Genomic DNA, 15,638 nt, shown 5'->3' on the forward strand with positions numbered 1-15,638 from the left:
TTGGAAAATATACAAGAGATTTGGGTTGCAACACTTGAAAGAATTGAAGAAAAGATTAGTAAGCCTAGCTTTGATACGTGGTTAAAGAACACAAAAGCAGAAGCGATTGAAAACAATACTCTGATTGTTTCTGCACCTAATGAATTTGCTAGGGATTGGCTGGAAAACCAATATACGAAGTTAATCTCTGATATTTTAACGGAAATAACCGGTTCAGAAATTATTGCAAAGTTTATTATTCCAAACACCAAAGCGACAAATGATTCTAGGGAAACCTCATCAAAACGAAAGCCGACTGATCATGACGAATCGCCAAAATCAATGCTAAATGCTAAGTATACCTTTGACACATTTGTCATTGGTGCTGGAAACCGATTTGCACATGCGGCATCTTTAGCAGTAGCGGAAGCGCCAGCCCAAGCTTATAACCCGTTATTTATTTACGGAGGAGTTGGATTGGGGAAAACCCATTTAATGCATGCCATTGGTCATTATGTACAAGATCATAATCCAAATGCAAAAGTAGTGTATTTATCGTCGGAAAAATTTACGAATGAATTTATTAACGCCATTATGGATAATAAAACCGTTAATTTTCGCAATAAATACCGTAATGTCGATGTATTATTAATTGATGATATTCAATTTATCGCAGGGAAAGAATCAACACAGGAAGAGTTTTTCCATACATTCAATGCACTCCATGATGACAATAAACAAATCATCATTTCCAGTGACCGGCCTCCAAAGGAAATTCCTACCTTAGAAGATCGGCTACGCTCGCGCTTTGAATGGGGACTTATTACAGATATAACTCCGCCAGATTTAGAAACTCGGATTGCTATACTTACCAAAAAAGCAAAAGCAGAAGGTTTAGATATACCAAATGAAGTCATGCTATATATTGCAAATCAGATTGATACAAATATTCGAGAATTAGAAGGTGCTTTAATCCGAATAGTTGCTTACTCATCTTTAGTTAATCAAGATATTGATGCATCACTTGCAGCGGATGCATTAAAGGATATTATTCCAAGCAACAAACCAAAAGCAATTACAATTCCCAACATTCAAGAAGTGGTCGGAGCAAAATATAATGTTCGTTTAGAAGATTTTTTAGCAAAAAAACGGACAAAGTCAATTGCCTTTCCACGACAAATTGCTATGTACTTATCAAGAGAGTTAACCGATTTGTCTTTACCGAAGATTGGTGAAGAGTTTGGAGGACGTGATCATACAACAGTCATCCATGCTCATGAAAAAATATCGAGGCTCGTAGAAAAAGACACCCAATTAGCAAAAGAAATTGAGGAAATTAAAGAGCAATTAAAATCATTATAAGTACGTGAAGTGCGTGTTCAAAAAAGGGGTAAAGATCCAAAGTCAGGGGCTAATGATTCAAACATTCTTGAAAAAGCGCAATGTATCTCTGTCGACGTTTGTGTTCTTGTCGTTAAAAAGATAGTTGCTTTTTCTCACGTTCGACATCTAATCAAGAAGTCTTTCTTTCCCTGCCAGCTAAACCAAATAAGCTTTATAGGCGTTTCTCTTTCATAAACCCTAAACAATAAAAGTGTTTAAATGGAGAGAAATGCGGATACTTATCGTTAAATTATAATTCATCCTAATGTAAAATAAAATTCGATACGTTTTTACCGAACTTTTTGAACAGCGCTTATAAAATTTAGTTGTGCACAATGTGCAAAAGTCAATCACACTTATGTACAAGTTATCCACATGTGCATAACTTGTCTCGTTTGTATATTTTTCACTTATCCACATATTAACAAGGCTTATTACTATTATTACTATTTTATTAAAAATAATTAATATAATATATGCAACACCATAACTAATCAATTTAAACTTCCATTAGGAGGATTTGTTTCATGAAATTTATTATTGATCGTGATCAATTACTTACAGCAGTACAAAATGTAATGAAGGCTATTTCCCCCCGTACGGTTGTGCCGATTTTAACAGGTATTAAGTTAGAAGTTAGACAAGACGGGATTACGTTAACTGGAAGTGACGCCGATATTTCAATTGAATCATATATTCCAGCTGAAGAAGATGGAATGGTTTATATTGATTATATAGAAGAAGGCAGTATTGTATTACATTCAAAATACTTTCCTGACATTGTACGTAAACTGCCGGAGAATAAAGTAGAAATTGAAGCCGATGAAAATTTAAAAATAACCATTCGTTCAGGAAAGGCAAAATTTAATTTAAATGGTCAAGACGCTCTAGAATATCCGCAACTTCCGTCATTGCAAGCAGCAGATAGTTTTGAAATCCCGATTGACTTATTAAAAAGTTTAATTAAACAAACCGTGTTTGCTGTTTCAACAATGGAAACGCGTCCTATTTTAACCGGGGTAAATATGAAATTGATGGATCAAACCCTTACTTTTTCAGCAACCGATAGTCATCGTTTAGCGTCCCGTACTGTCCCAATCGCAGAAACAGGAATTGAGTTTTCCAACGTAGTTGTTCCAGGGAAAAGTTTAAATGAATTGAATAAAATTATCGATGACAGCGAAGAAAAAATCCAAATTAGTGTTACAAGCAACCAAATATTATTTCGAACCAAACGTTTACAGTTTTTATCTCGTTTGCTGGATGGAAACTATCCGGAAACATCCCGCTTAATCCCGACACAAAGTAAAACAGTGCTTTATTTTAATACGAAAGAATTATTGCATACGATTGATCGAGCATCGCTTTTAGCAAGAGAAGAACGAAATAATGTGGTTCGTTTAACAACAAAAGAAAATAATATGGTGGAAATAGCTAGTAATCATCCGGAAGTAGGTAATGTCACAGAAGAGATAGCTATTTCTTCTAAGGAAGGGGAAGATTTAAAAATCTCTTTTAGCTCAAAATATATGATGGATGCACTAAAAGCGATTGACTATGATGAAGTAAAGATTGAATTTACTGGTGCAATGCGACCATTTATTATTCATCCAGTAGAAGATGATTCCATATTGCAACTTATTTTACCAGTTCGAACATTTTAGAATCTCGCAAAACTCCTGTTGGGTGTTCAAGTGGGAAGACCAAGGTCAATGAAGATCGAAAACAATCTTGAAAAACCGTGATGTGTTGCTAACGATGTTTTCCTTTTGCCAAACTTTTTAGATCCCCCCTAATAGAAGCGAAATATATAGGACTGGGACATATGCAATTCTAAATAGCAAGAACCGAACAATTCTTTTATAATTGTTCGGTTTGTTTGTGTTTAGAAAAACTTGGCTTTTCGCAAAGTCTTTAGCGAAAGCGCTAGTTTTTCTTATACGATAAAGCCTAAAAATTGATGCTAGTATAGTTTCATGGACACATCTAAGTTAAATTTTATACAATGAATTTCAAGGAGGATGTGTCCCATGCGTACCAGAAATAATGGCAAACGATATAACGATGATTTTAAAAAGATGGTTGTTGATCTTTATCAATATGGAAATTCTGTAAAAGATTTAAGCAGCGAGTATGGCGTATCAGATGTAACTATCTATAAATGGATTAAGGATTTAACTCCAATTGAAGGAACTGACGGTAAGGAGATCACTCCAAAAGAAGTCGATGCCATTGAAAAAGAGAACCTTCGTTTGAAACAGGAGCTTGAAATCTTAAAAAAGGCTATGGCCATATTCGCTCGAAAGTAAGTGACTCAGAACTAACTGAATTTATTACAGAACATAAAGATGATTATCCCGTTCGTACCATGTGCGAAATGCTTGATATACCGAAAAGTACCTACTACCAATCTTTGAATAAGACCGAGTCGAATCGCGATCATGAGAACCGTGAGTTCACGGAAAAGATTGTCCGGATTCATAAAGAAAGTAAGAAACGATATGGTGCGCCAAAAATACATGAAATCCTTGAAAAACAAGGTTACAAAATCAGTTTAAAGCGAGTTCAACGCTTCATGAAAAAAGCTGGTATCCGTTCTATTATCGTTAAAAAATTCCGTCCGACACCCAGTAAAGAAAAGGTGGAAGAACGAGAAAATATCATTAACAGAGACTTTTCTACGACAACAATCAACCAAAAATGGGTTGGCGATATCACGTATATTCACACACTGCGTGATGGCTGGTGTTACCTTGCATCTGTTTTAGACTTGCATTCTAGAAAGGTGATTGGGTACTCATTTGGACGTTCGATGACGACTGAATTGGTAGAGAAAGCTTTAGAAAATGCTTATGTCACACAGAAACCTAATGATGGCGTCATGTTCCATTCCGATTTAGGTTCACAATATACAAGCGATGCCTTTGCAGAAAAGATTCAGAGCTATAAGATGACGCACTCCTTCAGTCATAAGGGAAGACCCTATGACAATGCTTGTATCGAGTCTTTTCATGCAATTTTAAGGAAAGAAGAAGTAAATCATGTACAATACTTAGATTTCAACGCTGCGAGAGTAGAGTTATTTAAATATATCGAAGGTTGGTATAATCGTAAAAGAATACATGGCAGCATTGGCTATCTGACTCCACAAGAGATGGAAGATTCAGCGCTCCATCAAGCAGCATAACTGCACCAATTAATATTAGAACACGGCTTTACTTGGAGAGGTGGGCGTGGTAGGCTTTTGCCTAGCGTGTTTTACTAACCTTTCTTCTTTCGCAAATCACCACACCCACAGAGGATCCATGTCAAGTCTTCACATATATATTTAAGTAAAGCTTCAAAGCGCAATAAAAAGTTAACTTTTTTGTGTCCTAAATATTGACGTAGATCCAAAATTTTATACTCCCTCTATATACTAACGTTTTCTCTAGTTTTATTCGCTTTTCTTAGAATTTCATAATTTATTTTGAGTTATTCATAACATTATACTGGATATCCAACTGACTTAGAGAGATTTTAATGGAAAAGGGTGCACTTAATAAGCCATCCTTTTTCTTTTTCAAAAAAATGGAAATGATTGATACTATATTCGCACCTTTTATTCCCACAATACTCATGGCGACAAAACCTCCCACATCTCACAGCGTCACCTGCGCATACATTCCTTCGTTCGGTCTATCCATGAAGTGGGGCCGGCGATGCTTTCTTACAGGGTCATGCCCGATTGTATAAAAATTTGCCGGCTGCTCCGTGCTTCCATTGTTATGGATAATTCCTCTAAAAATAAACGTTTTACATTCTCATTAATACATGGGAAACGTTATGTCTCTAGACTACATCCTGTATTCGAAAATGCGGAATGTCACGTAACATCTTTTCTGGACTAAATGCTATTTGCTTCGTGCCTACTGCAAACAAAATTCGAATCAACTTACAACATAGTGCGATCAAGGATTGCTTTTTCTTTAACGGATTTTCTTTTCTTGTTGTAAAATATTCATGTAACGCTTTAAATGCAGGGTTATGATGGACTAAAGGCAAAATGACTTTAAACAATAGGGCTCTTAATTTAGGACGCCCCCTCTTGGTAATAACTGTTTTGCCTTTCCATTTACCCGACGTAGCTAACTTTAAGTTTAGCCCTGCTAACTTAATGAGCTGTTCTGGATGCGTATACTTATTTAGTTCACCAGTTTGTGCTAAGAATGAAGCGATTGTGATTTCACCTATTCCATTTATATCCGTCATCTCTTTAACCCCAGCAATTGGTGTAATAAGTTCTTTTACCATTTCCAACACTTGATTTATCTTTTCATGAAGGAGGGCGTATTGATCCATTAATGTCTCGATTTTCACCCTTGCCATGTTTCTTGCTTCTTTGATGCCTACGGATTGACTTGATACCTCTTTTAGATGTCGAACCTTTTTTAACCCAATTCCTCTTTTAACTTCTTTACGGATTTCTATCAAAATTTGATGTTCATCCATCTCTGCAATTTCTTCAGGGAATAACCCCATCTTTAATATTTGAATAGATGCTTTCCCTTCCCAATTCGCAAAGACCTTCAGATACTCCGGATAATACCTATCTATCCATTGATGAACACGGCCTTGGACAGCTTGAAGATCTTTCATTAACTGCTCGTACATATTCATGCCTTCTCGAAGATCGGCATAGATTCCTGCTGGTAAGTGCGGTTCAGAATAACGACCATCTTGAATTAAACGTGAAATCACTCTGGCATCTTTTACATCGTTCTTCGTTGGGGAATTATCATCTAGCTCCTTTGTTTTTTTTACATGCGCTGGATTTACCACTACGACTTTAAGCTCTTTTTCCATTAGCCAATAAGCTAAAGGAAGCCAATAGTGACCTGTTGGTTCCATACCGATTATCCAATCACTTTTATTCTTTTGTGTAGCTAACTCTTTTAACCAACACTCCAATCTTTCAAACCCCTCAAAACTATTTTCAAAATACAAAGCTTTTCCGTATTGTATTCCTCGGTAGTCTTGAGCGCGGGCAACGTGCTTCTCTTTGGCAATATCAACCCCAACAATTAAAATTTGCTCGGTAAGTTGTAAAATCTTTTCATTTTGTTTATAATGCATAATAGTCCTCCTTGGTTCTAATTTAAGGGTCCTTTTTACACCATACTACAGTGATCAGGACACCTCGTATCATACCAAGGGGGCTTTTTTTATTCAATCCTCATTTTGCTTTATTACAGGAATGCTTTCTTATAGTGTAAAAAAATCCCTATCCTTGCTATGTCAACATATTTCGCTTTCCTGTGGGATCTTCAGCTCGAGCTATTCCCGAGAGGAGTCTACATAAGTTGACTAGGCTAAAAACTTGCGTATACACAAGGGCGATTTTTTGTTCGCTTTTTAATCAGCTGTTTTAGTCTTGTCCCAGCCTCATTTCTAATAACTAAGAAATTACATCTATTTCTTTACTGTGGTTATCTTTATTAGACTACTTCGAACGCTCAAAAAGTATTCTTCTTTTTCATTGGGGAGTACTTCTGTATGGAGTTTCCCTTTATCTCGTCAGAAATTCTCCAGTTTGTATGTCACTAAACGAGTACTTGCTATTTGTTCTATATAAGAAAAACTACAAGTTTTTCAAAATACCTTATTAAGACCAAACTTCTCGTTCGATAAAATTACTGCTTTAAAAGTAATTTTAAGCCTAATTCAGCGTTTATTTTATAAAAGAAGGGAGATACCTTTCCATAAGGACAAATCTTTAGTAAAATAGGAATAGAAGATATTTTAGGTTTCGTGATAAAGTTTATATTTCTTTAAAAGCATAATCATTATCTTAAACAAAAGAGCGTGGATTGAAATAAAGCAATTTCAAGGAAAATGAGTGATTACATGTGTGAGAAGATAACAATTAAAACAGACTATATTCCGTTGGGACAGTTTATCAAGTTGATTAATATTTTTGATTCTGGCGGAATGATCAAAGGATATATACAAGACGTAGGTGTCGTAGTAAACGGAGAACGAGAGCATCGAAGAGGGAAAAAGTTATATCCGGATGACATCATTGAAATAGATGATGTAGGACGTTTCCAAGTTGTGAAAGAAGCAGGTACATAAATTCCTGCCTCTTTTCGCCTAGACAGGGTACCCTTTGGAATCAAGTAAAACTTTATTTGGCAGGAACTTTTTGACATCTTTCTACTTAGAAATTTCTTCACGTATAACTTTTGAATGTTGAATTTTATAAGCACCTGAGATACGGTAAAACACCACACATGAAATATTCCCAGGGATTAAAAGAGGATGAAACATGCATATAGAACAATTGCAATTAAAAAATTACCGTAATTACAAAGAATTAGATATATCATTTGATAAGACGATCAATGTAATTATTGGTGAGAATGCGCAAGGAAAAACCAATATGATGGAGGCTATTTATTTATTAGCTGTTACAAAATCCCATCGAACGCCCAGGGAAAAGGAATTAATTAAGTGGGATGAATCGTATGCTAAAATAAATGGTAAGGTTTCTAAACGAAATCGGTCATTCCCATTAGAAATTATTATCTCTTCGAAGGGGAAAAAAGCAAAGCTAAATGGAATTGAACAAAAGCGATTAAGTGACTATATAGGGGCTTTAAATGTAGTCATGTTTGCCCCAGAGGATTTAACACTTGTTAAGGGACCGCCACAAATTCGCAGACGTTTTATAGATATGGAGCTTGGCCAAATCCAACCCACATATATATATCATTTAGGACAATATCAAAAAATCCTCAAACAACGAAATCATCTATTGAAACAATTGCAAAAGCGTCCACAGCAGGACAAAACGATGCTACACGTTTTAACCGATCAGCTGGTAGAACACGCCGCGACCTTACTTGAAAGGCGGTTTGTTTTTTTGGATTTACTTAGAAAGTGGGCAAGTCCAATTCATTTCGGGATTAGTCGGGAGCTTGAATCGCTGGAAATTACCTATTCTCCTACGATTGAAGTATCAGAAGGCGCAAAGAAGGAGAAAATAAAAGATATATATGTTCATAAATTTCGGGATATTGAGGAAAAAGAGATCGATCGAGGTACAACATTGATTGGTCCGCACAGAGACGATCTGTTGTTTTACGTTAACAACAAGGATGTACAAATCTATGGATCACAGGGTCAGCAACGTACAACAGCATTATCCATAAAGCTTGCAGAAATCGAATTAATTTATAATGAGGTGGGCGAATATCCAGTGTTATTGCTTGATGATGTGTTAAGTGAATTGGATGATTATCGACAGTCCCATTTGTTAAATACAATTCATGGAAAGGTACAGACCTTTGTCTCTACAACAAGTGTAGACGGTATTGAGCATGAAACGCTTGATAAGGCTACGATCTTTCATGTTAAAGATGGCAAGGTAGAAACTTAAATTCGGGGGAATAATCATGTTTATTCATATCGGTAATAATAATGTCATCCATTCCTGTGATGTTATAGCTATTATTGATTATCATTTAATTTCATCATCCACGATCATGGAAGAATTGATAACCGAATCAAGCAAGCAACAAAAGATCGTTGGTCCATTGGAGGCTGCAAAATCGATTATGATAACAAAAGATTTGATTTATTATAGCTCTTTATCAGTCTCTACCTTAAAAAAACGAGCAAGTATGATTTCAACGATTAGTAAGCTTAATGATTTTTCAGACGATGTAAAAGAATTGGACTCGGAAGAAGTATAGAAATGGAAGTGAAAACATGTCGATGGAAGATAAAGTCATGAAGGAACAAGCCTATGATGCAGATCAAATTCAGGTCCTGGAAGGATTAGAAGCAGTTCGTAAACGACCGGGAATGTATATTGGATCTACAAGTGAGAAAGGGCTGCACCATCTCGTTTGGGAAATAATAGATAATAGTATTGATGAAGCTTTAGCCGGGTATTGTGATCGCATTGAAGTCATTGTGGAAAAGGATAATAGTATTACAGTTAAAGATAATGGACGGGGAATTCCTGTTGATATTCAGAAAAAAACAGGCAGACCTGCTTTAGAAGTGATCATGACCGTTCTCCATGCTGGGGGTAAGTTTGGCGGTGGAGGTTATAAAGTTTCTGGAGGACTTCATGGTGTAGGTGCTTCGGTAGTTAACGCGCTTTCCAGTAAATTAGAAGTCTATGTTCATAGAGATAATAAAATTCATTATTTAGCCTTTGAAAGAGGTGTTCCACAAGGTGAAATTCAGATTGTTGGAAAAACAGATATAACGGGAACAATCGTTCACTTTGTACCTGATACTACTATCTTTACGGAGACAACAGAATTTAACTTTGATATTTTATCACAGCGACTAAGAGAACTCGCATTTTTAAATAAAGGAATAACAATTGCGCTGGAAGATAAACGGACAGACAGAGAGCCAGTAAGCTATCACTATGAAGGTGGCATTAGCTCTTACGTTGAATTTATTAATCAGAACAAAGAAGTGCTACATGAACCTTTCTACGCAGAAGGCGAAGCACAGGGTATCACTGTGGAAATAGCAATACAGTATAATGATGGATTTACAAGTAACCTATATTCATTTGCCAATAACATTCATACGTATGAAGGTGGTACGCATGAATCGGGTTTTAAAACAGGTTTAACACGTGTAATTAATGATTACGCCAGAAAGAATAATTTGTTTAAAGAAAATGACCCTAATTTATCTGGTGAAGATGTTCGTGAAGGGTTAACAGCGATCGTTTCTGTGAAACATCCGAATCCACAGTTTGAAGGTCAAACAAAAACAAAGCTCGGTAATAGTGAGGTTCGGACAGTTACCGATTCCGTATTTAGTGAATTATTTTCCAAGTTTTTATTTGAGAATCCTGATGTAGCAAAAATCATTGTTGATAAAGGATTAATGGCATCACGGGCTCGTGCAGCAGCGAAGAAGGCACGGGAGTTAACACGTAGAAAAGGTGCTTTAGAGATTTCTAACTTACCTGGTAAACTTGCAGACTGTTCTTCCAAGGATGCATCTATTAGTGAGCTTTATATCGTTGAGGGGGATTCTGCTGGAGGATCAGCAAAACAAGGAAGAGATCGTCATTTTCAAGCTATTTTACCACTACGCGGAAAAATTCTAAACGTGGAAAAGGCACGACTGGATAGAATCTTATCTAACAATGAAGTGAGATCCATTATCACGGCTTTAGGTACTGGTATTAGTGAAGACTTTGATATTTCTAAAGCCCGCTACCATAAAGTTGTATTAATGACAGATGCTGATGTTGATGGTGCCCATATACGTACATTATTGCTCACTTTCTTTTATCGCTACATGCGTCCTTTAATTGAGCATGGGTATATTTACATTGCTCAGCCTCCGCTTTATAAGATTCAGCAGGGAAAGGCAATTCATTATGCCTATAACGATAAAGAATTGGAACAGATTTTAGCTGAGTTACCAAAGGCTCCCAAGCCAGGCTTGCAGCGTTATAAAGGTTTAGGGGAAATGAATGCAGCCCAGCTTTGGGAAACAACCATGAATCCAGAGACGCGTACTCTCTTAAGAGTTGAGTTGACGGATGCTATCGAAGCAGACCATATCTTTGATGTACTAATGGGGGATAAAGTGGAACCGCGAAGAAACTTTATCCAGGCAAATGCACAATACGTTAAAAATTTAGATATTTAAAGTTAATTGAAAATCACTACGTTTGCTATAGAATAAAAGTTTTTGTCTTACGGCTTAAGAAGTGTTTAACGTAGAGGTCGCTCCGTTGTAAAAATTTTTAGGTTTTACTAAGCCTCTTACGCTATTGATCTTTCTTAAGTTTCTAGGATAAAACTAGTTCTAGGCGCTTAGCGAGTGAATGGAGGTAGTAGTTCAATGGCGGATCAACAACGTCCAAAAGTTCAAGATATCAATCTTGGACAGGAAATGCGTACATCGTTTCTTGATTATGCAATGAGTGTTATTGTTTCTCGTGCGTTACCAGATGTTCGTGATGGTTTAAAGCCTGTTCATCGTAGAATATTATATGCAATGAATGATTTAGGAATGCATGCAGATAAGGCTTATAAGAAGTCTGCGCGTATTGTTGGTGAAGTAATTGGTAAGTACCACCCACATGGCGATACAGCTGTTTACGAAGCGATGGTACGAATGGCACAGGATTTTAGCTATCGTAATATGCTTGTAGATGGTCATGGTAATTTTGGTTCTGTAGACGGTGATTCAGCAGCAGCTATGCGTTATACAGAAGCAAGAATGTCGAAAATAGCCATGGAATTGTTACGAGATATAAACAAGGACACGATTGATTTTACAGATAACTATGATGGATCGGAAAGGGAACCTGTTGTATTTCCAGCCCGGTTTCCAAACCTTTTAGTCAATGGAGCTTCTGGAATTGCGGTTGGAATGGCAACAAATATTCCTCCTCATAACTTAGGAGAGACAATTGATGCCGTATTGGCATTAAGTAAAGATCCTGATATTACAATAGATGAGCTTATGGAAGACTATATTCACGGGCCTGATTTTCCAACAGCCGGACAAATACTTGGTAGAAGTGGTATTCGTAAAGCCTACGAAACGGGAAAAGGTTCGATAACCGTTCGAGCAAAGGTATCGATTGAAGAAATGGCAAACGGCAAGCCCGTGATTATTGCAACCGAATTACCTTATCAGGTAAACAAAGCAAAGCTCATTGAGAAAATTGCTGAACTAGCCCGCGACAAACGGATTGAAGGTATTACGGATTTACGGGATGAATCTGATCGTGAAGGACTACGTGTTGTAATTGAATTGCGTAGGGACGTCAATGCCAATGTAGTGTTAAATAATTTATATAAGTATACAGCCTTACAAACTACTTTTGGTATTAATATGCTAGCACTGGTTGATGGTCGACCGAAAGTGTTAAATATTAAACAATGTCTCTCTCATTATTTAAATCATCAAATCGTAATCATTAAACGTCGCACTGCTTTTGAATTACGTAAAGCAGAAGCACGTGCACATATCTTGGAAGGTTTGCGAATCGCTTTAGATAATTTAGATGAAGTCATTGAATTAATTCGTAGTTCAAAAACTACGGATATTGCGCGTAATGGCTTGATGGAGCGGTTTAAACTGTCTGAAAAGCAGGCTCAAGCAATTTTGGATATGCGCTTGCAACGATTGACAGGTTTGGAAAGAGAAAAAATTGAAAATGAATATAAAGAATTGAAGGATTTAATCCAAGAGCTAAAAGCAATTCTAGCTGATGAGGAAAAAGTACTTGAGATCATTCGTGAAGAACTGACAGAAATTAAAGAACGATTTAATGATCCACGCCGTACGGAAATTGTCATTGGCGGCACCGACTTTTTTGAAGACGAAGACCTCATTCCTGAGGAAAGTATCGTAATCACGCTTACCCATAAGGGATATATTAAGCGGCTTCCTTCTTCCACGTATCGCACGCAACGGCGTGGAGGCAGAGGAATTCAAGGGATGGGAACGAATGAAGATGATTTCGTTGAGCATCTTGTATCAACGTCGACCCATGATACGATACTATTCTTTACCAATAGAGGAAAAGTATACAAAACGAAAGGGTATGAGATTCCGGAATTTGGCCGAACAGCCAAAGGAATACCAATCATTAATTTATTGCAAGTTGAAAAAGATGAATGGGTTAATGCGGTAATTTCTGTTAACGATTATCGCGAAGATCAATTTTTATTCTTCACGACAAAGTATGGAATTTCAAAACGTACTTCTCTTTCCCAGTTTGCCAATATCCGTAAAGGTGGATTAATTGCGGTTGGTCTTCGTGAAAATGATGAGCTGATATCTGTTCGTCTAACGGATGGAACGAAGCACATAATGATTGCCACAAAAAATGGCTATCTCATTCGTTTTCCAGAGGATCAAGTTCGCCCAATGGGAAGAACAGCGGCTGGTGTAAAAGGAATATCTTTAAGAGCAGATGATGAAGTCGTTTCGATGGAAATATTACAACCGGGTGTAAAAATCTTGCATGTAACAAGTAAGGGTTATGGAAAACAAACACCAGAATCCGAATACCGCGTAACAAATCGTGGTGGAAAGGGTATTTTCACTTGTCACCTAACCGAGAAAACCGGACAAGTTGTAGCAGTTAAAGCAGTTTCAGGTGAAGAAGACTTGATGCTAATTACAATTGCGGGTGTACTTATCCGTATTCCAGTTCAAGAAATATCTGAAACGGGTCGTAATACAATGGGGGTTCGCTTAATTCGTTTACATGAAGATGAAGAGGTAGCCACCGTTGCCCGGATTGATCAGGATGAAGAAGAACAAGAAGAGACAGAAGAAACAATGGAAGAAAATGATGAGGAAACAAACGAAGAAAATCAAGAGGGCTAAAGTGAAACGGATATGCTTGAGTAATTTTTCGTTTTTATAAAGAAGAATTAGAATTAAGTTGTAACTATGAGAATCTAGATGATAAAAAAGATGAGGCTGGGACAAAACTAGCCGAGAATAAATAAAAATGGTTCCGATCATCGGTTTTTGATGATTGGAACCATTTTTTGTTGGATTATTTCCATTATCGATTGTTTGGCTTCTGTTCATAGCGATATACTTCCTCAAGTTCACCGCCATGAATGCAAAACCTAATTCATTTTCTACTTTCTCTTTGCCCCTCACTGACATTCGAGTGAAGCGCAAATTAGCCTTCAAAAATCCGAAGACTGGCTCTACATCAGTTTTACGTTTTCCGTAGATTTCACCAGTTTCTTTATTCGAAAGCTGTTGTCTTACATATTCTTTTTGTTGTTCCCATTTTTCGTTATAATAAACTTTTCGATGATTTCCTTCTTTCGCTTTTGTACATAAGGAACGCAACGGGCAATCGAAACAGTCCTCACATTCATAAACTTTAAATGTTCGTGTAAATCGGTATTTATCTGTTCGATTAGATAGGTAACGGAATGTTAATTGTTTATCATTTGGGCAGGTAATCGAATCGTCTTCTTCATGATATTCCCAATTCGCTACATTAAAAGCGTCATTCTTGTATTTCTTTTTCTTCTCTTTTCGATATTGGTTATACGTAATCAGCGGGATACGTTTTCGATTCTCGATGACATCTTCATAGTTTTGTTCACTTCCATAGCCTGCGTCAGCGACGATATAGTTAGGTAACTCAAAGAAACTTTTCTCGATTTTATCTAGAAAAGGAACGAACGTGCGTGTATCTGTTGGATTTGGAAATACATCATAAGCGAGCGCAAATTGTCCTTCTGTCGCAAGCTGAACATTATAACCTGCTTTCAGTTGGCCATTCTTCATATAATCATCTTTCATTCGCATAAACGTGGCATCATGGTCCGTCTTCGAATAACTGTTGCGTTCTCCGAAGATTACCATGTCATCTTGGTATTTCTGTTTACGTTTTAAATAATCCTTGAAATGTTTGTGGTGTTTTTTTGGTGCTTTGCGCTCTGAACGAAGCTGTTTCCGTTTGCTTACATCTTCACTCGCTTCTATTCTTTTGTCATATTCTTCAATTTTCTCATCTAGCTTTTCGACTATTTTTGTGAGTTCTTCGGTAGATAGTTCCTCCAGACTTTCTCGTTCTATTTCCGGAATAATTTGGTTTTCTAATAATTCATCGTACATTTGGTTGGATTTTTCTACCAAATTAGCACTATATTTTTCAATCGCTTTACGCCATACAAACGTAAACTTATTGGCATTCGCTTCTATTTTGGTTCCATCAATAAAAATCGCTTCTTCTTCAATAAGTTTCTCCTGAACGAGCTGACAGCGAAATTGTACGAAACACTGGCGTAATAGTTCTTTGACTTCTTCATTCACACGAAAACGATTGATAGTGCGATAACTAGGTTCATATGCTTGTGCTAACCACATCATACGCACACTATCTTTGAGTAACGCTTCAATCTTCCTACCAGAAAAAACAGATTGCGTGTAGGCACACAAAATAATCTTCATCATCATTCGTGGATGATAAGCAGGACAACCCGTTTCATGTAAGAAATCAGCAAATGCTTCATCTGGAATTTGTTCTACTATATCATTCACGGCATAGGCGATATCATTTTCTTGTAATTTTATTTCTAAATCTAGCGGTAAAATGACTTGATTCATGGTATAATGTTTAAACATAAGGACACCTCCGATAGTTATTGTGTAGGTACTTTAATTTTATCAGATGGTGTCCTTTTTGTTTACTTTAAAAAGAATATTAAACAAAAAATAAGCGTGGTACCTTCACCTTTTATGATGGTGAG

10 protein-coding genes and 1 pseudogene are annotated in these 15,638 nt (G+C 36.7%); 8 read left to right on the forward strand and 3 right to left on the reverse strand.

Annotated elements, in window-relative coordinates:
- The 3 genes from dnaA to JNUCC74_RS00015 all read left to right on the forward strand — a co-directional run bounded on the left by dnaA (window position 1) and on the right by JNUCC74_RS00015 (window position 4,549).
- Window positions 1–1,341, forward strand: a complete 1,341-nt coding sequence (dnaA, locus tag JNUCC74_RS00005) for a chromosomal replication initiator protein DnaA (protein ID WP_454066466.1) — start codon at window positions 1–3, stop codon at window positions 1,339–1,341.
- 548 nt (window positions 1,342–1,889) lie between these two features.
- Window positions 1,890–3,026 carry a DNA polymerase III subunit beta gene (gene dnaN / locus JNUCC74_RS00010; RefSeq protein WP_077318873.1) on the forward strand — a complete coding sequence of 379 codons (1,137 nt, stop codon included), beginning with the start codon at window positions 1,890–1,892 and terminating at the stop codon, window positions 3,024–3,026.
- A gap of 366 nt (window positions 3,027–3,392) precedes the next feature.
- Window positions 3,393–4,549 (forward strand): IS3 family transposase gene (locus tag JNUCC74_RS00015; RefSeq protein ID WP_454066467.1). Its coding sequence is split into 2 segments (ribosomal slippage): window positions 3,393–3,633 and window positions 3,633–4,549, totalling 1,158 coding nucleotides; the frame shifts between segments, so codons are not numbered across the junction.
- A 277-nt stretch (window positions 4,550–4,826) separates the two neighbouring features.
- On the opposite strand, the gene JNUCC74_RS00020 is transcribed toward JNUCC74_RS00015, so the two are convergent.
- Together JNUCC74_RS00020 and JNUCC74_RS00025 are read right to left on the reverse strand one after the other, a co-directional pair.
- Entirely contained in the window at window positions 4,827–4,982 is a 156-nt protein-coding gene (locus JNUCC74_RS00020) for a hypothetical protein (protein WP_454066267.1), read from the reverse strand.
- Between the two features lie 211 nt (window positions 4,983–5,193).
- A complete protein-coding gene (locus JNUCC74_RS00025; RefSeq protein WP_454066268.1) occupies window positions 5,194–6,477 on the reverse strand; it encodes an IS110 family transposase in 1,284 nt (427 codons plus the stop codon).
- Window positions 6,478–7,248: 771 nt separating this feature from the next.
- On the opposite strand from JNUCC74_RS00025, the gene yaaA reads away from it, so the two are divergent.
- The 5 genes and pseudogenes from yaaA to gyrA all read left to right on the forward strand — a co-directional run.
- Window positions 7,249–7,476 (forward strand): S4 domain-containing protein YaaA, encoded by a 228-nt coding sequence (gene yaaA, locus JNUCC74_RS00030; protein WP_077318874.1) that lies wholly within the window; start codon window positions 7,249–7,251, stop codon window positions 7,474–7,476.
- 193 nt (window positions 7,477–7,669) lie between these two features.
- On the forward strand, window positions 7,670–8,782 hold the full coding sequence (gene recF, locus JNUCC74_RS00035; RefSeq protein WP_454066468.1) for a DNA replication/repair protein RecF: 1,113 nt from the start codon (window positions 7,670–7,672) through the stop codon (window positions 8,780–8,782).
- A 16-nt stretch (window positions 8,783–8,798) separates the two neighbouring features.
- On the forward strand, window positions 8,799–9,098 hold the full coding sequence (gene remB / locus JNUCC74_RS00040) for an extracellular matrix regulator RemB (RefSeq protein WP_454066469.1): 300 nt from the start codon (window positions 8,799–8,801) through the stop codon (window positions 9,096–9,098).
- Window positions 9,099–9,114: 16 nt separating this feature from the next.
- Complete coding sequence (gene gyrB, locus JNUCC74_RS00045) at window positions 9,115–11,040, forward strand: DNA topoisomerase (ATP-hydrolyzing) subunit B (RefSeq protein ID WP_454066470.1); 1,926 nt, start codon at window positions 9,115–9,117, stop codon at window positions 11,038–11,040.
- Between the two features lie 195 nt (window positions 11,041–11,235).
- A pseudogene (gene gyrA / locus JNUCC74_RS00050) lies at window positions 11,236–13,692 on the forward strand (DNA gyrase subunit A); the annotation flags it as partial.
- Here the strand turns inward: gyrA and JNUCC74_RS00055 are convergent.
- The gene (locus JNUCC74_RS00055) at window positions 13,618–15,513 is read right to left on the reverse strand and encodes an IS1182 family transposase (protein ID WP_454066471.1); all 1,896 of its coding nucleotides are present in this window, start codon (window positions 15,511–15,513) and stop codon (window positions 13,618–13,620) included. The pseudogene gyrA and the gene JNUCC74_RS00055 overlap by 75 nt on opposite strands.
- Window positions 15,514–15,638 lie beyond the last annotated feature (125 nt).

It is taken from the genome of Cerasibacillus sp. JNUCC 74 (genome assembly GCF_053667775.1).